We start from the raw sequence: 22722 nt of genomic DNA, 5'->3' as shown, positions 1-22722 counted from the left end.
TTCCCGAACCATGAAGATTCAGCTGAAATTTTTTGCAAGCGTCCGCGAGGCACTGGGCGTCGCCGACGAACAGGCCGACGTGCCGGACAGCGTGACGACCGTCGGCGACGTGCGTGCATGGCTGCGCGTGCGCGGTGGCGCGTGGGCCGAGACGCTCGCCGAAGGGCGCGCGCTGCGCATGGCGTGCAATCACGAGATGACCGATCCCGACACGCGGCTCACCGAAGGCTGCGAGGTCGCGTTCTTTCCGCCGGTGACGGGCGGTTGAGCTTTGCATGGGACTGGAGTGGACGCTCACGCGCCAACTCCGGTCGACAGGAACGTGTAATGGCAACGATACGAATCCAGACCGACGACTTCAATCTGAACGCCGAAGTCGCGGCATTACGGGCGCGCAACCCGAAGATCGGCGCGGTCGCGTGCTTCGTCGGCACGGTGCGCGACCTGAACGAAGGCGAATCGGTCGCCGCGATGGAGCTTGAGCACTATCCGGGGATGACCGAGAAGGCGCTCGAGAAGATCGCCGCCGAGGCCGGCCGGCGCTGGCCGGGCATCGACGTCGCGATCGTGCATCGCGTCGGCAAGCTGCTGCCGCTCGACCAGATCGTGATGGTCGCGACGGTTGCGTCGCACCGCGGCGACGCGTTCGCGTCGTGCGAGTTCGTGATGGACTATCTGAAGACCGAGGCGCCGTTCTGGAAGAAGGAAACGACACCGGACGGCGAGCGGTGGGTCGATGCGCGCAGCACCGACGATGCAGCGCTCGCGCGCTGGGGTGTCGAGTCGGGCAATACGCCGCGCTGAACGCGGCATCCGGACAAACGATGCGGCGAAGTGCCGCAGGTGGCGTGATCGCCGGGCATCGCGCGGGTCGCGCGTTACGCGTCCGGATCGACGCCGCGCCCGATGATTTTCGTCGGAAACGGTTCGCCGCGGGCACGCGACGGCAACGCGTGTGGATCGTCGCCCGCGTCGCGGCGGCGCGGTGCGATCGCGTCGAGCAGCGCCTGCTGCTCGGGCGGAATCTGATAGTCCCAGCCGAACCGGCTCAACTGCAGGCTCTGCGCGATCCGCAGCGCGGGCTCCATGAAGCGGATCGCCGCGGGCGGCGCGTAGCGCGCTTCGACCGTCTTCAGGAACAGCGCCAGCCAGCGGCTGAAATGGGCCGGCTCGATCCCGTCGAGCGGCTGGTGCGCCTGCTGCACGTTGCCGCGGTAGCCCTTGGTGCCGAGCACGAGGCTCGACCAGAACGTGACCATCTTCGGCAGGTGGTCGTCCCAGCGGCCGGCCAGCTTCGCGTCGAACACGGGCCCGAGCAGCGGATCGGTGCGCACGCGGTCGTAGAACGCGTAGACGAGATCGCGGATGTTGTCTTCGGTCGGCTCGGCGTCGCGAGGGCGGGCCGGTGCGGTTCCGGGGGAGGCGGGCAGGGCAGTCATGGCAAAAAGGGCCGGTAGATCGGGGCGCAGGCGGGCGGTGGCATGGGCGTCGGTTAGGACGCCGGTCGGATTTTGACGCAAAATAGCGTCCAATACCCCCTGAAAAACGTGTAGATGTAACGCATCTTATTGCGCGCACGCGATCCCGGCAACCCGAGGCCGTGGAACGGGACCGTCAGCCGGATTTGCGCGCATCGCGCTCGGCCCGGCTCACGTCATCGGGGCACGATCGATCATTTCCGTATCCGCTCATGAGACTCACCGACTACACCGACTATTCGCTGCGCGTGATGCTGTACCTTGCCGTACGCGGCGAGGGGCTCGCGACGATCCAGGAGATCTCGGATGCCTACGGCATCTCGAAGAACCATCTGATGAAAGTCGTGCAGCAGCTCGGCGAGCTGGGATGGGTCGACACGGTTCGCGGCCGCAATGGCGGGTTGCGGCTCTTTCCGGAATCGCTGCAACTGACGGTTGGCGAGGTCGTGCGCGCGACCGAGAGCGACTTCGCGCTGGTCGGCTGCTTTTCGGACGAGAACGGCGAATCGCGCGGCTGCGTGATCGAGCCGCAGTGCCGCCTGAAGGGGGTGCTGGCGGCCGCGCGCGATGCGTTTTTCGCCGAACTCGATCGTCACCGGCTCGGCGAGCTGGTCGAGCCCGCGTCGCCGCTCGCGGCGCTGCTCGGCATCCGCCCGGTCGCGCTCGTGCGTGCCGAATCGTTGCCGGACGATACCCCGGCGACTGCCGAGCCGCCGTCGGCGGCCGGCTGATACACGGGCGCCGCGTCCCGCGATCCGAGCGTGGCCCGTCCCGGGGCCGCTTCCAGCCAATCCAGCAATTTTTGCGCTGAATCAACCCGAATTTCGCTTGAAAGCCGCATAACCATCCTCATCTTGGTGTTAATCGAAAATTGGAGGTCTCGACTAAATGAGAATCGACAAGCTCACCACCAAGTTCCAGGAAGCACTCTCTGACGCGCAAAGCCTTGCGGCTGGCCGCGACAATCAATACATCGAACCCGTTCACGTGCTGGCCGCGCTGGTTGCGCAGCAGGACGGTTCCGCCCGCTCGCTGATGTCGCGCGCGGGTGTTCACATCCAGGCGCTGCAAGGCGCGCTGAACGAAGCCATCTCGCGCCTGCCGCAGGTGACGGGCACGGGCGGCGACATCCAGATCGGCCGCGAGCTGGCCGGGCTGCTGAACCAGGCCGACAAGGAAGCGCAGAAGCTCAACGATACGTTCATCGCGAGCGAGATGTTCCTGCTCGCCGTGTCCGACGACAAGGGCGAAGCCGGCAAGCTCGCGCGCCAGCACGGCCTCACGCGCAAGGCGCTCGAAGCTGCGATCGCCGCCGTGCGCGGCGGCTCGCAGGTGCATAGCCAGGACGCGGAAAGCCAGCGCGAGGCGCTGAAGAAATATACGGTCGACCTGACCGAGCGGGCCCGCGCGGGCAAGCTCGACCCGGTGATCGGCCGCGACGACGAAATCCGCCGCTCGATCCAGATCCTGCAGCGCCGCACGAAGAACAACCCGGTGCTGATCGGCGAGCCGGGCGTCGGCAAGACGGCAATCGTCGAAGGGCTCGCGCAGCGGATCGTCAACGGCGAAGTGCCGGAAACGCTGAAGGGCAAGCGCGTGCTGTCGCTCGACATGGCCGCGCTGCTCGCGGGCGCCAAGTACCGCGGCGAGTTCGAGGAGCGCCTGAAGGCCGTGCTCAGCGACATCGCGAAGGACGAAGGCCAGACGATCGTCTTCATCGACGAAATCCACACGATGGTCGGCGCGGGCAAGGCCGAAGGCGCGATGGATGCGGGCAACATGCTGAAGCCGGCGCTGTCGCGCGGCGAACTGCACTGCATCGGCGCGACCACGCTCGACGAATACCGCAAGTACATCGAGAAGGATGCCGCGCTCGAACGCCGCTTCCAGAAGGTGCTCGTCGACGAGCCGAGCGTCGAGGCGACGATCGCGATCCTGCGCGGGCTGCAGGAGAAGTACGAACTGCACCACGGCGTCGACATTACCGACCCGGCGATCGTCGCCGCGGCCGAGCTGTCGCACCGCTACATCACCGATCGTTTCCTGCCCGACAAGGCCATCGACCTGATCGACGAAGCCGCTTCGAAGATCAAGATGGAAATCGATTCGAAGCCCGAAGAGATGGACAAGCTCGACCGTCGTCTGATCCAGTTGAAGATCGAGCGCGAAGCCGTGAAGAAGGAGCAGGACGAAGCGTCGCAGAAGCGCCTGCAGCTGATCGAGGAAGAGATTCAGCGCCTCGGCCGCGAGTACGCGGACCTGGAAGAGATCTGGACCGCCGAGAAGGCCGCGGTGCAGGGCAGCGCACAGCTCAAGGAAGAGATCGAGAAGGTGCGTGCGGACATCGCGCGTCTGCAGCGTGACGGCAAGCTGGAGAAGGTCGCCGAACTGCAGTACGGCAAGCTGCCGCAGCTCGAGGCGCAGCTGAAGCAGGTCACGCAGGCCGAAGAGCAGGAGCAGCACAACCCGACGCGTCCGCGCCTGCTGCGCACGCAGGTCGGCGCCGAGGAAATCGCGGAAGTCGTGTCGCGTTCGACCGGGATTCCGGTATCGCGGATGATGCAGGGCGAACGCGAGAAGCTGCTGCACATCGAGGAAAAGCTGCACGAGCGCGTGGTCGGCCAGCATGAGGCGATCGGCGCGGTGGCCGACGCGATCCGCCGTTCGCGTGCGGGTCTCGCCGATCCGAACCGTCCGTACGGCTCGTTCCTGTTCCTCGGCCCGACGGGCGTCGGCAAGACCGAGCTGTGCAAGGCGCTGGCGTCGTTCCTGTTCGATTCGGAAGAGCACCTGATCCGCATCGACATGAGCGAGTTCATGGAGAAGCACAGCGTCGCGCGGCTGATCGGCGCGCCGCCGGGCTATGTCGGCTACGAGGAAGGCGGTTACCTGACGGAAGCCGTGCGCCGCAAGCCGTACAGCGTGATCCTGCTCGACGAGATCGAGAAGGCGCACCCGGACGTGTTCAACGTGCTGCTGCAGGTGCTCGACGACGGCCGCATGACGGACGGGCAGGGGCGCACGGTCGACTTCAAGAACACGGTGATCGTGATGACGTCGAACCTCGGCTCGCAGGTGATCCAGGCGATGACGGGGGCGCCGCAGGAAGAGATCAAGGACGCGGTGTGGCTCGAGGTGAAGCAGCATTTCCGCCCCGAGTTCCTGAACCGGATCGACGACGTCGTCGTGTTCCATGCGCTCGACCGCAGCAACATCGAGTCGATCGCGAAGATCCAGCTGGCGCGCCTGCACGATCGGCTCGCGAAGCTCGACATGGCGCTCGAGGTGTCGGAAGCGGCGCTCGAACAGATCGGGAAGGTCGGTTACGATCCACTGTTCGGTGCGCGGCCGCTGAAGCGCGCGATCCAGCAGGAGATCGAGAACCCGGTCGCGAAGCTCATCCTCGCGGGCCGCTTCGGTCCGAAGGACGTGATTCCGGTCGACGTCCACGACGGCAAGTTCGTGTTCGACCGCGTCGTGCACTGATCGCCTGCCATCGGCCGCCCGCCCGGTTCGCGCCGGGCGCGCAAAAACAAACACCCCGCCTCGGCGGGGTGTTTGCTTATGGAGCGTCGCAACGACGCAGGGCTCAGCCCTGCTTGTTGCCGCCGAACATGCCGGCGAGCTGCGACAGCGAGCCGAGCACGTTCGACGGGTCGACCTGGGCCTGGCCGTCGGCCGGCACCGCGCCGTCCGGCGTCGCGTGGTTGACGACGTGCGGCAGCACCTGCGCGAGGACGGTCGAGGCCATCGACGGGTCGACGCCGAACTTGCTCGCGAGCGCACCGATCGCGTCCGAGCCCAGCACGTTTTGCAGCGCGTCCGGCGAGATCGGCTGGTTCTGGCCGGTGCCGACCCACGAGCCGATGACGTCGCCGGCACCGCCGGCCTTGAACTTCTCGATCAGGCCATTCAGGCCGCCCGGCTGGTTGTTGATGAATTCGAGCGCGGTCGTGATCAGCGCGCTTTGCGAGTTGCCGCCGGCCTGGCCGCCGATCAGACCGCCAACGATGTCGAGGAGACCCATGGTTTTTCACCTTTACCGATAAGGGCGCCACGCTGTGGGCGCCCGTTGAACGAATGCCGCGCGCACGCCGTCGCGCGCGCGGCGCACATCAGGCGCCCGACGCCGCGGCGGCGGAGGCTGCCTTGTCCTTCTTGCTTTTCTTCTTCGAACCCTTCGTCGCTTTTGCCGACGACGCTGCGGCCGGTGCGCTCGCACCCGCATCGGCGGATGCCGCCGCCGCGGCTGCTGCTTTTTCCTTCTTCGACGCGCGCTTCGCCTTGGCCGGTTTCGCCGCCGCATCCGGTGCGCTTGCCGCCGGGGCCGGCGCTGCGGTCGTCGTGCCGGCCGTTGCGGTCGTGGACGTCGACGCCGTGCCTGCCGACGTCGTTGCCGACGTGGTCGCCGAGGTCGTCGCAGCCGGCTTCGACAGCTTCACGCCCTTCGGCGGCGTCGACGAGCCGCCGATCGTCAGGCCGTTTTCCTCCAGGTGCCCGACCGATTTCGTTCCGAGGCCCTTCACGCGGTTCGCGAGATCGTCGGCGTCCTTGAACGGGCCGTTCTTGGTACGTTCGTCAATGATCGCCTTCGACTTCACGGGCCCGAGACCCTTCACGGATTCGAGCGCGGCCTGGTCGGCCGAGTTGACTTCGACGGCCGCGGCAAGGCCTGCGGCGAACGACAGCGATAGCGCGACGAACAGCATCAGCAGCTTTTTCAGCATGGCAAAGGCTCCCTGGTTCTGACGGATGAATGGCTGTTGCAACAGACGGCGGGGCGAGGCCCGACCGGGCGTCGCCGTTAAGCATAGGACAAATGCGTGCCCTTTTTAAGACAGGCTGACCGAATCTTGCTGAAGGCTTGCGGTGCTGTAAAGACTGAAAACCGCGTCGGGAGGCGATTTTGACCATTGTTTACGGTGTCGCAGGGGGCGAGCGGATCGTCGTCGCGCTGGCCGTTCGATAACGCTTGACTTAGAGTGAACTCTAACTCCTAACCTTGTTCCTGCCATGTCGAAAACCGTATCCCAACCCTCCGCCGCCGGTCCGCTGACGATCGGGCAAGTCGCCGAATTGACGGGCGTGTCGACGCACACGCTGCGGTACTACGAGCAGGCCGGCCTGCTGCGCGCGATTTCGCGCACGGTGGCCGGGCACCGGCTCTATGCACCGGCCGACCTTGCCGGGCTGGCCTTCGTGATGCGCCTGAAGGCGACCGGCATGCCGATCGCGCAGATCCAGGCGTTCGTGGAACTGCGCGAGCAGGGCGAGCCGACATTTGGTGCGCGGCGCAGGTTGCTGGTCGCGCATCGCGATGCGGTGCGCGCGCATCTCGCGGAGCTGCAGGTGAACCTCGATGCGATCAGCGACAAGATCACGTACTACGAGGCACAGGAGCGCGATACGACCCGACCGGCAAATCCTTCTCACGCTTTATCGGAACAGGACGGACACAATGGAACGACTCGTTGAAGACCGCTACACGCGCGGCTGGAACAAACTGAAGGAAATCGACGGCGAAGTGGGCGAACGCGTGATTGCGGCGCTGGCGCCGATTGCACCGGACTTCGGGCGGTTGCTGGTCGAGTTCAGCTTCGGCGACATCTACAGCCGGCCGCAACTCGATCTGAGAGCGCGCGAGATCGCGACGATCGCGGCGCTGGCCGCGCTCGGCAACGCGCAGCCGCAGTTGAAGGTGCATATCGAGGCCGCGCTGAACGTCGGCTGCACGCGCGACGAGATCGTCGAGGTGTTCATGCAGATGGCCGTCTACGCGGGTATGCCGGCCGCACTCAACGCGCTGTTCGCCGCGCACGAGGTGTTCACGCGGCGTGACGAAGCGGCCGCCGAAGCTGGAAACGCCGGAAAGTCGGTCGAAGCGGCCGGGCAGGCCGCATGACCGCATGATCGCAGTCGCGCCCGTGCGTCACGCGCGGTGCGGCGCGACGATCCGGTGCTTCGCGATGCGCCGATACAGCGTCGCGCGCGAAATGCCGAGCGCCTGTGCGGCCGCGTCGGGCCGCCAGCGGTGCGCGGTGAGCGCGGCGACGATGCGGCCGCGTTCGTCGTCGGGCAGTGTACCGGTCGACGCGCCGCCGAGTTGCGCGGCGAGGTCGGCCGGCAGGTCGTGCCGCGTCACGCGCGCGGCGTCGCACACCGCGCACGCATAGCGCAGCACGTTGCGCAGTTGCCGCACGTTGCCGGGCCACGCATACGCGGCGAGCTGCTCGGCGAGCGTCGTGTCGAGCGTGAGCACGTGGCCGGTTGCCTGCGCTTCCTCGGCGAACACGGCGGCAATCACGTCGCGCACGTCCGCGCGTTCGCGCAGCGGCGGCAGTTCGAACGTTGCGCCGCTCAGCCGGTAGTACAGGTCTTCGCGGAACGTCCCGTCGGCCACCATCCGCGCGAGATCGCGGTGCGTTGCGCAGATCACGTCGAGATCGACGCGCACCGGCGTATCGCTGCCGAGCGGCACGACCTCGCCGTCGGCGAGCACGCGCAACAGGCGCGTCTGCAGCGCGAGCGGCATGTCGCCGATTTCATCGAGAAACAGCGTGCCGCCGTCGGCGAGCGCGATCTTGCCGCGCGCGCCGTGCTTGCGCGCACCGGTGAACGCGCCGGCCGCATAGCCGAACAGTTCGCTCTCGATCAGCGCGTCCGGCAGCGCGCCGCAGTTGACGGCGACGAACGGCCGCGCACGCCGAGCACCGGCATCGTGGATCGCGCGTGCGAACACTTCCTTGCCCGCACCGGTTTCGCCGAGCACGAGAATCGGCAGCCGCTTGCCGGCCACGCGCAGCGCGAGCTCGGCCTGTTGTGCAATATGCGTGTCGCTGCTGTGCAGGAACGGCGTCAGCGCGCCGACGTGGCGTGGCGCGGTGCCCGCGCGGCGCGATACCGTGCCGGGTTCGCGGCCGGCGCGCCGTAGCGGCGCCCGCAACCGCGCATAGAGCGGTGCGCCGGTCGCGCGCAGCCGCAGTGCGACGATGGTGTCGAGCCGCGCGGCATCGCGCAGCGGCATCTCGGTCGCATCGAAGATCTCGTCGATATGACGCGGCTCGCGCAGCGCCGGCAGCGCGTCGCGCGCCTGCCGATTCGCGGCGACGATGTTGCCGCATTCGTCGAACGCGATCAGCCATTCGGGTTGCGCTTCGACGTAGTGACGGTTCGGATGCCCGAACAGGATCCAGTACTGCGCGGTGCTGTGCACGAAGTAGCCGTCCTCGATCAGCGCCGCGCTTTGCCGCACGAGCTGGTAGACGAGGCGCTGGCTGTCGCGGCCGTCGGGCGAATGCACGGCCGACGCGTCGAGCACGCCGATCAGTTCGCCGCCCGGCGAGAAGATCGGTGCCGCGCTGCAGGTGAGCGTCGTGAACGCCGCGCGAAAGTGATCGGTCTTGTGCACGGTGATCGGCGCGAGATCGGTCAGCACGCTCGCCACGCCGCACGTTCCTTCCTCGCTTTCCGACCAGCACGAGCCGATGTGCAGCCCCGCATGACGGAAGTCGTTGCGGCGCTCGCGGTCGATCCGGTAGTCGATCGTCACGCCGTGCGCGTCGGTCAGCATCACGCAGTAGTCGGCGACGCGGATCATGTCGTGCAGCCGCGTCAGGCACTGGCCCGATGCGCGCAGGAAGGCTTCTTCCTTGTCGCGCACTTCGCGCAGCTCGGCCGCGGTCAGCACCCGCGGGCCGATCGATGAAGCGGGGTCGAGACAGTAGCGCTCCAGCGACCGTTGCCACGACGACACGAGACGCTCGGAGTCGGCCGGCGCGGGCAGGCGCCCGGCGAGCGCGCCGAGTACACGGTCGGCGTGCTGGGCCTGGGGGACGGCGTAGGGCATGGTCGGCTCCGGTTCCGTACGGCGGGGATATCGCTGTCCTTGTAGCACATCCCGTTCGGCGGATCACATTGCATCGCAGCACGCGGTGCGCGTGAGACGTTCGTCTCACCGGTATCTCGCCGTGTCTCGCGCGGTTGAGACAGCCGCATGCGTGGCGCGCGGTGGTCGACAGGCTTGCCGGCGCATGCGTCGAGCCGCACGCGTGCGGGGTTTGCGGGCAGCGCGGTGCGCATGCGCCGATGCCGGGACGATCGCGTCGTCGCATCGACGTCGTGAGACGCACCGGCGGATTCGCCATGTGCCGCGTCGTCGCGATCGCGAATCCTGAACACGTGCCTGCCTGCCGAGCCAGTGTGCACGCGGGTTCCACGGACATTGCCGCGGCGATGGCACGCCGCTTGCAGAGATCACGGGCAAGCCGATGCGGTCGTGTCGGCGACGACGATCCGCCGCCCGTCGATGGCAGCGGACGAAACAGGCAGGGCAGGCATGCCGGCCCACTGGATGGAGACGAACCCGTGACGACGCCCGTTACCGTCGGTGTGATCGCGAACCCCGCATCGGGGCGCGACATCCGCCGCCTCACGACGCATGCATCCGTATTTCCGACGGCCGAGAAGGCGAACATGGTCGTGCGCCTGCTGGCCGGCCTCGGTGCGATGGGCGTCGAGCGCGTACTGACGCTGCGCGATCGCACGGGCATCGCGACGCTGCTGCTGCGCGCGATCGACACGCATCGCGCGGTCGCGCCGCACGAACGCTGGCCCGAGGTCGAATTCGTCGACCTGCCGATCACCGATACCGTCGTCGACACGCAGGCCGGCGCTGCGTACCTGCACCGCATGGAAGTCGCGCTGATCGTCGTGCTCGGCGGCGACGGCACCCATCGCGCGGTGGCCGCGCATTGCGGCGCGACGCCGCTCGTCGCGCTGTCCACCGGCACCAACAATGCGTTTCCCGAACATCGCGAGGCGACCGTCGCCGGCGTCGCGGCAGGGCTCGCCGCGACCGGCGCCGTGCCGGCCGAGGTCGCGTTCGTGCGCAACAAGCGGCTCGTCGTGCGTTGCGTGGCCGGTGCGCAGCCGGGGCGCGAGGAAATCGCGCTGGTCGACGTGTGCGCCGCGCGGCAGCGCTTCATCGGCGCGCGCGCGATCTCCGGATCCGACGACATCGATTCGCTCTACCTGACGTTCGCGGAGCCGGACGGTATCGGCCTGTCCGCGCTCGGCGGCGCGTGGGCGCCGCTCGAACGCAGCGCGCCGCACGGGCTCGCGATGCGCTTCGCGGAAGCCGGCAAGACGGCCGGCACGCCGCTCGTGGCGCCGATCGCGCCGGGTCGCGTCGACCGCGTCGTGATGCGCAGTTGCGAACGGCTCGAACCGGGTACGTGGCAGGCGATTCCGTTCGAACGCGGCACGCTCGCGTTCGACGGCGAGCGCGAGATCGAGGTCGCCCGCGGCGATCGCTACGAGATCTCGCTCGACTGGCGCGGGCCGCTGACGGTCGATGTCGGCCGCACGCTGCGCTTCGCGTCTTCGCGGCAATTGCTGCGCGATGCCGGCGCATGGCATGACTGAGCATCCGGTTTCTCGCGACACATTTCGACATCCATAACGATCATCAAGGAGACATTGCCATGACAGCCCCACTCGAAGGACAGGTCGCCATCGTCACGGGCGGCGCGCGCGGCATCGGCCGCGGCATTGCGCTGACGCTTGCCGGCGCGGGCGCCGACATCCTGCTGGCCGATCTGCTCGACGACGCGCTCGACGCCACGGCGCGCGAGGTGCGCGCGCTTGGCCGCCGCGCGGCGGTTGCGAAGATCGACGTCACGCAGGCTGCACAGGTCGACGCGATGGTCGCGCAGGCGCTCGCCGAACTCGGCCGGCTCGACATCCTCGTGAACTGCGCCGGCGTGATCAGCATTCATCCGGTTGCCGAGCTGACCGAACGCGATTGGGATTTCGTGATGGACGTGAACGCGAAAGGCACGTTCCTCGGCTGTCGCGCGGCGCTCGCGCATCTGAAGGCGCAGGGGCACGGCCGGATCATCAACGTCGCGTCGATCGCGGGCAAGGAGGGCTTTCCGAATCTCGCGCACTACAGCGCATCGAAATTCGCGGTCGTCGGCTTCACGAACGCGCTCGCGAAGGAGCTCGCGCGCGACGGCGTGACCGTCAACGCGATCTGCCCCGGCATCGTCCGTACCGACATGTGGGACCGGCTGTCCGACGAATGGAAGACCGACGGCGAAACGGTCGAGGAATCGTGGCAGCGGCACCAGTTGACGCTGATCCCGCAGGGCCGCGCGCAGACGCCGGAGGACATGGGCCGGCTCGCGCTGTTCTTCGCGACGATGGACAACGTGACGGGCCAGGCCGTGAACGTCGACGGCGGCTTCACGTTCCACTGACGGCCGCAGGCCGTGCAATCCGTCGCCACGGCATCGCCGCGGCGGCATTCGCAGTCAGACCTACCCAGGAGACATACATGACCGCTTCGACACAGCTCAGCAGGGACAAACTGCTGGACGCCTACCGGCTGATGCGCACGATTCGCGAATTCGAGGAGCGCCTGCACGTCGAATTCGCGACCGGCGAGATTCCCGGCTTCGTTCACCTGTACGCGGGCGAGGAGGCGTCCGCGGTCGGCACGATCCTGCACCTCGGCCTCGACGACTACGTCGCGACCACGCACCGCGGCCACGGCCATTGCATCGCGAAGGGCGTCGACGTGCACGGGATGATGGCCGAGATCTACGGCAAGAAAACCGGCGTTTGCCACGGCAAGGGCGGCTCGATGCATATCGCCGACCTGTCGATGGGGATGCTCGGCGCGAACGGGATCGTCGGCGCGGGCGGCCCGCTCGTGTGCGGCGCGGCGCTCGCGGCGAAGCACAAGAAGACCGGCGGCGTCGGCGTGTGCTTCTTCGGCGACGGCGCGTCGAACCAGGGCGTGATCTTCGAATCGATGAACCTCGCGTCGGTGTGGCGGCTGCCCGCGATCTTCGTCGCCGAGAACAACGGCTATGCGGAAGCGACGTCGTCGAGCTGGTCGGTCGCGACCGACAACATCGCCGATCGCGCGAACGGGTTCGGGATGCCGGGCGTGATCGTCGACGGCTTCGACTTCTTCGCGGTGCACGAAGCGCTCGGCGAAGCCGTCGAGCGCGCGCGCAACGGCGGCGGCCCGACGCTCGTCGAGGTGAAGTTCACACGCTATTTCGGCCATTTCGAAGGCGATGCGCAAACCTACCGCGCGCCGGGCGAGGTGCAGAAGCTGCGCGACGAGAAGGACTGCCTGAAGCATTTCGAGACGCGTGTCGTGCGCGCCGAGGCGCTGACGACGGCCGACCTGCGCGCGGTCGACGCGCAGGTGAAGGCGCTGATCGACGACGCGGTCGCGCAGGCGAAGGCCGCGCCGGTGCCGGATGCCGCCGACCTGCTGACCGACGTCTACGTGTCGTATCCGTGAGCGCGGCCTGACACCGCAGCCGGCACGGCGAACCGAACATTCCAGGAGACAGACATGGCAAGGAAGATCACTTATTCGCAGGCGATCAACGAAGCGCTCGCGCAGGAAATGGCGCGCGACGACAGCGTGATCGTGATGGGCGAGGACAACGCGGGCGGCGCGGGCGCGCCGGGCGAGGACGACGCATGGGGCGGCGTGCTCGGCGTGACGAAGGGGCTGTTCCACAAGTTTCCGGGCCGCGTGCTCGATACGCCGTTGTCCGAGGGCGGCTACATCGGCGCGGCGGTTGGCGCGGCCGCGTGCGGGATGCGGCCGGTCGCGGAGCTGATGTTCATCGATTTCATGGGCGTGTGTTTCGACCAGATCTTCAACCAGGCCGCGAAGTTCCGCTACATGTTCGGCGGCAAGGCCGTGACGCCGGTCGTGATTCGCGCGATGTACGGCGCCGGTTTGCGTGCGGCCGCGCAGCACTCGCAGATGCTGACGTCGCTGTTCACGCACATTCCGGGGCTGAAGGTCGTGTGCCCGTCGACGCCGTACGACGCGAAAGGGCTGCTGATCCAGGCGATCCGCGACAACGATCCCGTGATCTTCCTCGAACACAAGCTGCTCTATACGCGTGAAGGCGACGTGCCGGAGGAATCCTATGCGATTCCGTTTGGCGAGGCGAACGTGGTGCGCGAGGGCGACGACGTGACGATCGTCACGTACGGCCGAATGGTGCATCTCGCGACGGATGCGGCCGCGAAGCTCGCGAAGGACGGTATCCAGTGCGACGTGATCGACCTGCGCACGACATCGCCGCTCGACGAGGAAACGATCCTCGAAAGCGCGGAGCGTACCGGGCGCGTGGTGGTCGTCGACGAAGCGAATCCGCGCTGCTCGATTGCAACCGACATCGCCGCGCTCGTCGCGCAGCGTGCATTTCATTCGCTGAAGTCGCCGATCGAGCTCGTCACCGCGCCGCATACGCCCGCGCCGTTCGCGAGCGTGCTTGAAGACCTGTACATTCCGACCGCCGATGCGATTGCGCAGGCGGTCCTGAAGACGAGGAGCTGACACGATGTCGATTCACATGATCACGATGCCCAAGTGGGGGCTGTCGATGGAGCAGGGGCAGGTCAACGGCTGGCTGAAAGCGCTCGGGGAACGCGTGACCAAGGGCGATGAGGTGCTCGACGTCGAGACCGACAAGATCTCGTCGGGCGTCGAATGCGCGTTCGACGGCACGCTGCGCCGGCAGGTCGCGCAGGAAGGCGACACGCTGCCGGTCGGCGCGCTGCTCGGCGTCGTCGCGGCGGCCGAGGCGAGCGATGCCGACATCGATGCGGCAATCGCCGAATTCCAGCGCGATTTCGTGCCGAGCGCGGCGGCTGACGAAGCGGCCGGCCCGCAACCCGAGAAGGCGCAGATCGGCGGCCGCACGGTGCGCTTCCTGAAGCTCGGCGAAGGCGCTGGCACGCCCGCCGTGCTGATCCACGGCTTCGGCGGCGACCTGAACAACTGGCTGTTCAATCACGCGGATCTCGCCGCGCACCGGCCCGTGTGGGCACTTGACCTGCCCGGTCACGGCGAATCGGGCAAGGCGGTCGAGACGGGCAGCCTCGACGAACTGGCCGACACGGTGCTCGCGCTGCTCGATGCGAAAGGTATCGACCAAGCACACCTGATCGGCCATTCGATGGGCGGCGCGGTTGCGATGGCAGCGGCCGAGCGTGCGCCGCAACGTGTCGCGTCGCTGACGCTGATCGCGAGCGCGGGGCTCGGCACCGACATCAACCGTGCGTATATCGACGGTTTCGTTGCCGGCAACAGCCGCAACACGCTGAAGCCGCACCTCGGCGCGTTGTTCGCCGACAACGCGCTGGTGACGCGGCAGCTCGTCGAGGATCTCGTCAAGTACAAGCGGCTCGAAGGCGTGCAGGCCGCGCTCGAGAAGATCGCGAATGCCGCGTTCGACGGCGCCGCACAGCGGCGCGTGTTCCGCGACCGGCTTTCGACGCTTGCGCCGCGCACGCTCGTGATCTGGGGCGAGCGCGACCAGGTGATTCCCGCGCAGCACGCGCAGGGCTTGCCGGACGGCGTGCGGGCCGAGGTGATCGCCGGCAGCGGGCACATGGTGCAGATGGAGGCTGCCGCCGACGTGAACCGCCTGATCGTCGCGTTTCTCGGAGACTGACGATGACCGCCGCGCTCGAACGACCCAGCCTCACGGCGCTCGGCCAGCCGGGCACGCGCAGCCGCGACAAGCTCGCGCGTATCCCGGTGCGCGTCGAGCCCGCGGCCGGCGCGGCGCTGCCGAAGCCGCCGTGGCTGCGCGCGCGGCCGATGATGAGCGCGGCGGTGGCCGACATGGCCGCCGTGCTGCGCGACCATCGGCTGCATTCCGTCTGCGAGGAGGCGATGTGTCCGAACATCGGCGAATGCTTCGCGCAGCGCACCGCGACCTTCATGATCATGGGCGGGCTGTGCACGCGGCGCTGCCCGTTCTGCGATGTTGCGCACGGCCGCCCCGATCCGCTCGATCCCGACGAGCCGGCGCGGCTGGCCGACGCGGCCGCGGCGCTCGGGTTGCGCTATGTCGTGATCACGTCGGTCGACCGCGACGACCTGCGCGACGGCGGCGCGGCGCATTTCGCGGCGTGCATCGAGGCGGTGCGCGCGAGCGTGCCGGGCATCGGCGTCGAAGTCCTGACGCCGGACTTCCGTGGCCGCGTGGCGCGTGCGCTCGATGCACTGTCGACGGCGTGGCCGGACGTGTTCAACCACAACATCGAGACGGTGCCGTCGCTGTATCGCGCGGCGCGGCCGGGCGCCGACTATCGCGGCTCGCTCGACTTGCTCGCGCAGGCGAAGCGGGCGCGACCGGGGCTGGTGACGAAATCGGGGTTGATGCTCGGGCTCGGCGAGTGCGACGACGAGGTGCGCGACACGCTGCGCGACCTGCGCGCGCACGACGTCGACGTGCTGACGCTCGGCCAGTATCTCGCGCCGTCGGCGCACCATCTGCCGGTGCGGCGTTACGTGAGCCCGGAGGCGTTCGCTGCGTGGCGCGACGAGGCGCTCGAACTCGGTTTCAGGGAAGTCGTCGCCGGCCCGCTCGTGCGGTCGTCCTATCATGCGGCCGACGTGCTGGAGGGCGCGTAGCGGGCCTGGCGTCAGGCGGAGGAGGAGGATGCGGCAGCGGCGTGCGCACGACTCACGCGGCGCAGGTACAGCACGAGCCCGGCGCCTGCGAGCATCAGGCTGACCGTGTTCGCGAACCAGAAGCCGCGTGCACTGGTCAGCCACGCGGGCGCGATGCCGCCGACGTCGAAGCCGAGCACGTAGCCGCCGCTGAGGCCGACGCCCCACAGCGCGACCGCATAGATCACGGTCGGCACGACCGCCACCTTGTACGCGCGCAGCACGAACGCCGACGTGACCTGCAGCGCATCGAAGACGTGGTAGCACGCGACGATCGCGACGAGCGGCATCGCGGCCGCCGCGACGGCCGGGTTCGGCGTATAGCCGCCGATGATCAGCGGGCGCAGCGTGAACACGAGCACGCCGTAGGCGGCCGCCACGCCGCACGCGAACATCACGCTGTGCCGGCCGAGCAGCCGCGCTTCTTCCGGGCGTCCGGCGCCGAGCGCGCGCGCAACCAGCGTCGATGCCGCCACGCCGATCGACAGCGGCGTCATGTACAGCACCGCGCCGATGTTGCCGGCGATCTGGTGGCCGGCGAGCGTGGTCGTGCCGAACTGCGCGATGAACAGCGCCATGCACGTGTACGACGTGACTTCGATCAGGTACGACAGGCCCATCGGCACGCCGAGCTTCAGGATCGCCTTCTGGCGTTCCCAGACGGGCCAGCAGAAGCGCGAGAAGATCGCGAGCGGCGCGAACACGTCGAGCTTCGCGAGCAGCGTGTAGCCGATCAGCGCAAGTGCCCAGTTGATCAGCGTGCTGGCCAGCCCGCAGCCCGGGCCGCCGAGGGCCGGCACGCCGAACCCGCCGAAGATGAACCACACGTTGAGCGGAAACTTGAGCAGCAGCGCGCCGATCTGCAGGATCATCGCGAGGCGTGGCTTGCCGGCCGCGTTGGTCAGCGCGTTGTAGATGCGGAAGACGAGGCTGGCGGGCAGGCCGTACGACAGGATGCGCAGGTAGTCGACGGTGCGGTCGTGCAGCGCGGCGGGTGTGTGCGCGACCCGCAGCAGCGGCTCGGGAAAATGCAGCAGCAGGAAGCCGGGAATCGCGAGCAGCAGCGCGAGCCACAGCGCCTGGCGTACTTCTTCCCCGATCTCGGCATAGCGCCGCGCGCCGTACAACTGCCCGGTGATCGGTTGCAGCGCCGACAGGATACCCGTCAGGCCGATATAGATCGAGATGTAGATCGACGAGCCGAGCCCGAGCGCGGCGAGATCGACGGCCGAGTAGCGGCCGACCATCGCGGTGTCGATCACGCCGAATGCGATGATCGCGAGCTGGCCGACGAGCACCGGCCACGCGAGACCGACGATCCGGCGGATGTCGCCGAACATCGTCAATCGGCCGCCTGGCGGCGGGGCGGACGCTTCTTGACGGGCGCCTTCGGCCGTTCGATGCGCTCGTACAGGCGGAAGCGCTCGTCGCGGTCGGCGACGCGGCGGCCTTCCCACACGAGACGCCACACGTATTGCGACATCGAGCTCGGCTCGCCGAAGTCAGCGTGGTCCTGGCGCAGGATCACGTCGCAGTCGCCGGAGAAATCGAAGCGCATGTTGCCGAAATACGCGAAGGTCGCGATCTGTGCGTCACCGAGCCGCACGGGCGAGATGCATTCGTAGTCGGATGGCAAATGCACGGCGATCTGCTGCGCGACATCGCGATAGGTCCGGCCGTAGTTGACGATCGGCAGCCACAGCGTCATCAGCAGCACCCACATCAGCGTGGTGCCCGCACCCGACAGCACGACGCTGCGCCACAGGACCTTCGGCTGTCGCGAGATGCGCCAGCGCACGAGGAAGCACCAGCACACCGTGGCGATCACTGCGCAGATGAACGACAGGATCTTGAAATGCGGTTCGTAGCCGGGCACGAGGCGCGCGAGGTTGCGTGCGAGCGGATGCGGGAAGCCGGTGAGCGACGCGAGCCACACGAGCCACACGAAGGTGCCGAGGATCGTGAAGCTCAGCACCGCGAACCAGTCGATCGCGTTGATCGCGCCGCGCTTCAGGGTCGGCAGCGCGAACGTCGCGAGCACGGCGAGCGGCGGCAGCAGCAGCATGTACATGCGGTTCGACTGCTGGCTTTGCAGGATCACGAGCGCGACGAGCGGCACGGCGACCGACAGCGGAATCGCGACGTGCGCACGGCGGCGCATGCCGGCCCAGCTCCACCAGGCCCAGATCGCGAGCGGCCACGCGGGCCAGGTGAACAGCGGCAGGTTCTTTGCCGCATAGCCGAGCACCGCGGTCGGCGGGCCCGAAAAGCGCATCAGGCTGCCGTGGATCCATTGGTTGAAGAACCATGCGGCATCGTCGGCCGCCGCGACGAACGCGGCCAGCGGCCACAGTGCGAAGATCGCGGCCGCGAGCGGCACGCCGATCAGCGGCAGGCGCAGGTTGCGCATCTCGGGCGTGACGAGCCACAGCGCGGCCGTGCCGGCGAGCAGCGCGACGACCAGCACGGGGTTGCCGGAAAGCGCGACGAGGCCGATCGCGACGCCCCACCACAGCGCGCCCTGCATCGGCTTGTCGATGCCGCGCACGATCCCGTAGACGAGCATCGCGATCCATGCGAACTGCGCGAGCTGCGGCGTCGTTTCATGGCCGCGCTCTGCGAGGCCGAAACATGCGACGAGCACCAGCAGCGCGCCGTCGGCGAGCGTGCGGCCGTAGTCGCGCGGCTCGGGTTCGCCGCCGAATGCGTATTTGAACGGCTGGACCTCGGCGCGTCGGCCGAGCAGGTAGGCCGCGTACCAGACGAATGCGCACGCGACGCAGAACAGCACGCCCGTATCGACGCGCGACGCGTTGCTGGCATCGACCCACGGGCCGAGGCCGCGGATCGACAGCGCGCCGAGCCAGTAGCCGAGCGGCCCGTCGGTCGTGATGAACTTGCCGACGAGGTTCGGCAGCAGCCAGTCGTGCCAGCCACCCTTGGCCATCGTCCACATCACGCCGAAGCCCGCCGCGTCCTCGTTTTTCCACGGGTCGCGGCCGAACAGGCCGAACGCCGCGTAGACGAGGCAGAGCGTGAGCAGCAGCCAGCGCGGTAGCGCACGCGTGGCGGAGGCGGTGAGACGGACGACAGGCTTCATGCAGATGAGCGTTTTGTTATGGGCGCGCGTCCGGCGCGGTCGCGCGCGGACGAGCCGGTTTCGAGCATCCGGCATTGTAGACGCGCCGGCCGTGGCGCGTCAGGTCGATGCCCGGACGCCGGCCGGCGGTTTCCGGGCGAGCAGAGACAAAAAAGGGCAGCCTGGGCTGCCCTTTTGTGCGATACCGGCGCAATGCAACCACCGGATACGGAGCGAAGCTTACTTCGCCTTGCCGCTGGCGCGAACGCCGAACTTGTTCTTGAACTTCTCGACACGGCCTGCCGTGTCCATGATCTTTTGCTGACCCGTGTAGAACGAGTGCGATTCCGACGACACTTCGATCTTGGCGAGCGGGTAGGTCTTGCCGTCGAGTTCGATGTTTTCGCGCGTCTGGATCGTCGAGCGCGTGATGAACTTGAAGCCGTTCGACATGTCTTGGAAGACGACTTCGCGGTAATTCGGGTGGATGCCTTCTTTCATGGTCTTTCCTTGGTGAGAGCGGTAGCCAACCCGCCGCTTGCCGTGCCGGCCTGCGCACATTGCGCAATACCAGACGACGCCAAGCCCGGCGCGAGCCACTTGCCTAAGGTCGAAAAACGGCGATTATGCCAGAAAATCAGATGGTTGACGAATAATTTTCAACGTGCGTCGAGAGCGCCGGTGCCGGCCGGATCCTGCCGGTAGTAGCGCGCGAGTAGCCGGTACAGCTCCGGAAATTCGGACTCGAACGCTTTCGGCCGCACGAACAGCGCCTCGCTGCACACCGCGAAGAATTCCGACGGGTGGTCGGCCGCATATGGGTCAATCAGCGAGTCCCGCTCGAAGCGCGCCCACGCACGGTCCGGCACCGCGTCGACACGTGCGCAGAACTGGTCGTACGCATGCTCGAACACGTCGGCCCAGGCCTGCGCATCGAGATGCGGCGCGTGCCAGCGGCGAAACAGGGGCGGATAGCCGTCGGCCGCGCCGTTGACCATGTCGATCTTGTGCGCGAATTCGTGGATCACGACGTTGTACGCATCCCGGCCATCCGTCATTTGCGCGTCTTCCCACGACAGGATCACCGGGCCGCCTTCCCAGGCCTCGCCGCTCGCGTCCTGCTCGACTTCGTGGACCACGCCGTCCTCGTCCTGCACGGTCTTGCGGATCACGAATTCGCCCGGATACACGACGACGCCGACCCAGCCGTCGTACAACGACAGGTCGAGATTCAGCACGGGCAGGCAGGCTTGCGCGGCGATCGCGACGATCATCTCGTCGGTCAGCTCCAGCCCGTGCGCGGTCGAGAACGATTTCTTCGCGACGAACAGGCTCGTCAGCTCGCGCAGCCGGCCGAGCGCATCAGGCGCCAGCACCGCGAGGAACGGTAGTCGCTCGACGGTGTCCTGCCACAGCGCGTCGGAGATCGGGTGGCTGCGCAGCGCACGGTCGCGGCGGCGATCGTCGAACCAGCGGGTGAGTTTCGAGAGCATGGAGATGGCTGACGATAATCCAAAGCCTGTCTTTTAACTCAATCGATCTCTTTTTGCCATGCTGCGAAGACGCCGCCGACGAGTGCGACGCCCGCCAGGAAGTAAAAGCCGTCGAGCGACGCGAGGAACGACGCCTGTTGCGCGACCATCCGCGCGATCGAGGCGATCGCGAGGGCGTGCGCCTCGTTCAGTGCGTGGCCCGCTGCCGCATAGCTGCGCGTCAGCGCGTCGACGGTCTGCTGAAATAGCGGGTCGAACACGTTCGCGCGCTCGACGAGCCGCGTCTGGTGCACGGCGACGCGGTGCTGCTCGACGATGATCACCGACGACGTCGCGAACGAGATCGTCAGTTGCCGGACGATGTTCTTCAGCCGGTAGCCATGCGTATATTCGTCGATCGCGAAGATCCGGAACGTCAGGTTGGCCACCGGCAGCACGATGAAGAGCAGCAGCAGTCCGCGCAGCAGCAGCGGCACGATCAGCGCGGCTTCGCCGACCTGCGGCGTCATGCGCGTCATCCACAGCGCGGCCGTGACGGCGATCGCGAATCCCGGCACGACGAACCACTTCTTGTGCGTGACGAACTTCGCATAACGCAGGTACGCGAACAGCGCGGTGGCCGAAATCAGCGACATCGTGCCCACCAGGCGTCCGGCGTTCTCGACCGGATAGCCGAGCCCGCCTTCGAGAAACCGCGACGTCAGGTAACTGAAACCTGTCGTCTCGTAGTAATAGAACATGTAGAGCAGCAGCCCGACCTGGAAGGTCCGCTCTCGAAACGCATGCAGCCGCACGAGCGGCGTCGGGTGGTTCCACTGGTGATACGCGAACCACGCGAGCGCGCCGATCCCCGCGATCGTCAGCAGGATCAGCATCGGCGAGCCGCTGTAGAGCTGGTAATGCACCTGCTGCAGCACGATCTGCAGCGCGCCTTGTGCGAGCGCGAACACGACATACGGCCAGAAGTGTCCGGAGCCGCGCTCGTCGTCGGGCGTGCGGCCCGAGTCGGGCAGCGTGAGCAGCGCGAGGATCGCGAATGCGATGCCGGCCGGCGCCGTGCACGCGAACAGGGCGCGCCACGTCGAATGCGCGACCAGTAGCCCGCCGACGATCGGCGCGAGTGCGCTGCCGAGCAGGATCATGATCAGGAATGCGCGCGTCGCGGGCGGCCGCTCCTGCGGCTTGAAGCTGATCTGGATCAGGATGCGGCACGCACCCATCATCGGGCCGATGAAATACCCCTGGAAACCGCGCGCGAACGCGAGTTGCAGCGACGTATCGGCGAGCGCGGCCGCGATCGCGCCGAACGAGAACATCAGCATGCAGCCGGCGACGTAGCGGCGATGGCCGAGCCGGTCGACCCACCATTGCTGCTGCAGGATGCCGAGCACGGCCGTGACCGCGTACGCGCTCGACGACCAGACGAGTTCGTCGGGCGACGCGTTGATGCCGCCAGCGATATAGCTGGCGAAGAACGAGAAGACCGCGTTGTCGAAGTAGTCGATGCCGGTGACGAGTGCGAGTGCCCACGGGAACAGGTCCGTGCGCAGGTTCGCACGGCTCCACAGCGGCGGGCGACCGGCCCCCGCGTTCATTCGCGATCCTTGTGCGTGCGCCGCGTACCGGCTTCGGCCTGCCGCTGCGCGATCAGCGCATCGGGGTTTTCGCCGGCGAGACGCCGCTCGACGTAGTCGATGTCGTGCTGCAGTTCCTTGCGCAGTGCGACGGCTTCCTTCAGTTCGCGCTGGACCGCCGCGATCCGCCGGTCCAGCGTGTCGATCTGGTCGGCAAGGCCTGTGCGGATGTCGCGCAGCGACGCATCCGAATAGCGGCGCCGGCCGTCGCCCGTTTCTTCCAGCGGGCGCTTCAGCATTTCGGTGATGCCGTGCAGCGAGAAGCCGAGCGCGCGTAGCCGCAGGATGCGCGCGAAGCGCTCGAGGTCGGCTTCGTCATAGAGGCGGTAGCGGCCGCCGCTGCGCGATGGCGTGACGAGCCCGCGCTCTTCGTAATACTTCAGCGTGCGCGGCGTGACACCGAGCCGCGATGCGGCGTCGCTCACGGTCAGCAGCGGGGTGGGGGCGTCGTTCGGCATCGGGAGGCGCGGGGTTGGGTCGGGGCGATGACGCGATTATAGATCAACCTGTACGTTCACGTTCAGGTTGGGGC

Annotated in this window: 22 protein-coding genes; 12 read left to right on the top strand and 10 right to left on the bottom strand. The window is 67.6% G+C overall.

Annotated features, from left to right (window positions below; translation table 11 throughout):
* Window positions 1-10: 10 nt before the first annotated feature.
* Complete coding sequence (gene moaD / locus U5809_RS04815) at window positions 11-268, top strand: molybdopterin converting factor subunit 1 (protein WP_011352296.1); 258 nt, start codon at window positions 11-13, stop codon at window positions 266-268.
* A 59-nt stretch (window positions 269-327) separates the two neighbouring features.
* Window positions 328-804 (top strand): molybdenum cofactor biosynthesis protein MoaE, encoded by a 477-nt coding sequence (locus U5809_RS04810; RefSeq protein ID WP_322085750.1) that lies wholly within the window; start codon window positions 328-330, stop codon window positions 802-804.
* A 74-nt stretch (window positions 805-878) separates the two neighbouring features.
* Here U5809_RS04810 and U5809_RS04805 read toward each other — a convergent pair whose 3' ends face one another.
* Complete coding sequence (locus tag U5809_RS04805; RefSeq protein WP_322085749.1) at window positions 879-1439, bottom strand: group III truncated hemoglobin; 561 nt, start codon at window positions 1437-1439, stop codon at window positions 879-881.
* Between the two features lie 251 nt (window positions 1440-1690).
* On the opposite strand from U5809_RS04805, the gene U5809_RS04800 reads away from it, so the two are divergent.
* On the top strand, window positions 1691-2209 hold the full coding sequence (locus tag U5809_RS04800) for an Rrf2 family transcriptional regulator (RefSeq protein WP_322085748.1): 519 nt from the start codon (window positions 1691-1693) through the stop codon (window positions 2207-2209).
* 157 nt (window positions 2210-2366) lie between these two features.
* Window positions 2367-4964, top strand: coding sequence for an ATP-dependent chaperone ClpB (gene clpB / locus U5809_RS04795; protein ID WP_282505225.1), 2598 nt, complete (start codon window positions 2367-2369; stop codon window positions 4962-4964).
* A gap of 103 nt (window positions 4965-5067) precedes the next feature.
* Here clpB and U5809_RS04790 read toward each other — a convergent pair whose 3' ends face one another.
* Complete coding sequence (locus U5809_RS04790; RefSeq protein ID WP_176047206.1) at window positions 5068-5505, bottom strand: YidB family protein; 438 nt, start codon at window positions 5503-5505, stop codon at window positions 5068-5070.
* Window positions 5506-5593: 88 nt separating this feature from the next.
* Complete coding sequence (locus U5809_RS04785; protein ID WP_282505224.1) at window positions 5594-6205, bottom strand: ComEA family DNA-binding protein; 612 nt, start codon at window positions 6203-6205, stop codon at window positions 5594-5596.
* A gap of 286 nt (window positions 6206-6491) precedes the next feature.
* Here U5809_RS04785 and U5809_RS04780 point away from each other — a divergent pair, with 286 nt between their 5' ends.
* Window positions 6492-6953 (top strand): MerR family transcriptional regulator, encoded by a 462-nt coding sequence (locus U5809_RS04780; protein WP_322085747.1) that lies wholly within the window; start codon window positions 6492-6494, stop codon window positions 6951-6953.
* Window positions 6937-7380 carry a carboxymuconolactone decarboxylase family protein gene (locus U5809_RS04775; protein WP_322085746.1) on the top strand — a complete coding sequence of 148 codons (444 nt, stop codon included), beginning with the start codon at window positions 6937-6939 and terminating at the stop codon, window positions 7378-7380. The genes U5809_RS04780 and U5809_RS04775 overlap by 17 nt, the downstream gene beginning before the upstream one ends.
* Before the next feature lie 27 nt (window positions 7381-7407).
* Here the strand turns inward: U5809_RS04775 and U5809_RS04770 are convergent, their stop codons facing one another.
* Entirely contained in the window at window positions 7408-9324 is a 1917-nt protein-coding gene (locus U5809_RS04770; RefSeq protein WP_322085745.1) for a sigma-54-dependent Fis family transcriptional regulator, read from the bottom strand.
* A gap of 518 nt (window positions 9325-9842) precedes the next feature.
* Here U5809_RS04770 and U5809_RS04765 point away from each other — a divergent pair.
* From U5809_RS04765 to lipA, 6 genes are all read left to right on the top strand, one after another.
* Complete coding sequence (locus U5809_RS04765) at window positions 9843-10901, top strand: ATP-NAD kinase family protein (RefSeq protein WP_322085744.1); 1059 nt, start codon at window positions 9843-9845, stop codon at window positions 10899-10901.
* 59 nt (window positions 10902-10960) lie between these two features.
* Window positions 10961-11737: an SDR family NAD(P)-dependent oxidoreductase gene (locus U5809_RS04760; RefSeq protein ID WP_322085743.1), complete on the top strand. Its 777-nt coding sequence runs from the start codon at window positions 10961-10963 to the stop codon at window positions 11735-11737.
* A gap of 77 nt (window positions 11738-11814) precedes the next feature.
* Entirely contained in the window at window positions 11815-12798 is a 984-nt protein-coding gene (locus U5809_RS04755) for a thiamine pyrophosphate-dependent dehydrogenase E1 component subunit alpha (RefSeq protein WP_059233993.1), read from the top strand.
* Between the two features lie 54 nt (window positions 12799-12852).
* Window positions 12853-13857 (top strand): alpha-ketoacid dehydrogenase subunit beta, encoded by a 1005-nt coding sequence (locus tag U5809_RS04750; RefSeq protein ID WP_176047198.1) that lies wholly within the window; start codon window positions 12853-12855, stop codon window positions 13855-13857.
* 4 nt (window positions 13858-13861) lie between these two features.
* Window positions 13862-14977, top strand: coding sequence for an acetoin dehydrogenase dihydrolipoyllysine-residue acetyltransferase subunit (locus U5809_RS04745; RefSeq protein WP_322085742.1), 1116 nt, complete (start codon window positions 13862-13864; stop codon window positions 14975-14977).
* Window positions 14978-14979: 2 nt separating this feature from the next.
* Entirely contained in the window at window positions 14980-15945 is a 966-nt protein-coding gene (gene lipA, locus U5809_RS04740; RefSeq protein ID WP_322085741.1) for a lipoyl synthase, read from the top strand.
* An 11-nt stretch (window positions 15946-15956) separates the two neighbouring features.
* Here lipA and U5809_RS04735 read toward each other — a convergent pair whose 3' ends face one another.
* From U5809_RS04735 to U5809_RS04710, 6 genes are all read right to left on the bottom strand, one after another.
* Complete coding sequence (locus U5809_RS04735; protein WP_322085916.1) at window positions 15957-17324, bottom strand: MATE family efflux transporter; 1368 nt, start codon at window positions 17322-17324, stop codon at window positions 15957-15959.
* Window positions 17325-17326: 2 nt separating this feature from the next.
* A complete protein-coding gene (locus U5809_RS04730; RefSeq protein ID WP_322085740.1) occupies window positions 17327-19159 on the bottom strand; it encodes a glycosyltransferase family 39 protein in 1833 nt (610 codons plus the stop codon).
* A gap of 144 nt (window positions 19160-19303) precedes the next feature.
* Window positions 19304-19564: a type B 50S ribosomal protein L31 gene (locus U5809_RS04725; RefSeq protein ID WP_006753671.1), complete on the bottom strand. Its 261-nt coding sequence runs from the start codon at window positions 19562-19564 to the stop codon at window positions 19304-19306.
* 158 nt (window positions 19565-19722) lie between these two features.
* Complete coding sequence (locus U5809_RS04720; RefSeq protein WP_322085739.1) at window positions 19723-20556, bottom strand: M90 family metallopeptidase; 834 nt, start codon at window positions 20554-20556, stop codon at window positions 19723-19725.
* A 38-nt stretch (window positions 20557-20594) separates the two neighbouring features.
* Window positions 20595-22151: an MFS transporter gene (locus tag U5809_RS04715; protein WP_322085738.1), complete on the bottom strand. Its 1557-nt coding sequence runs from the start codon at window positions 22149-22151 to the stop codon at window positions 20595-20597.
* The gene (locus U5809_RS04710; RefSeq protein ID WP_282505204.1) at window positions 22148-22648 is read right to left on the bottom strand and encodes a MerR family transcriptional regulator; all 501 of its coding nucleotides are present in this window, start codon (window positions 22646-22648) and stop codon (window positions 22148-22150) included. Before U5809_RS04710 ends, U5809_RS04715 begins: the two co-directional genes overlap by 4 nt.
* Window positions 22649-22722 lie beyond the last annotated feature (74 nt).

Origin of the sequence: Burkholderia sp. BCC1999, from assembly GCF_905339975.1 — a bacterium.
Classification (GTDB): Bacteria; Pseudomonadota; Gammaproteobacteria; order Burkholderiales; family Burkholderiaceae; genus Burkholderia.
The sequence above is the reverse complement of the archived record's forward strand: the minus strand, read 5'-3'. Positions and strand labels throughout refer to the sequence as shown.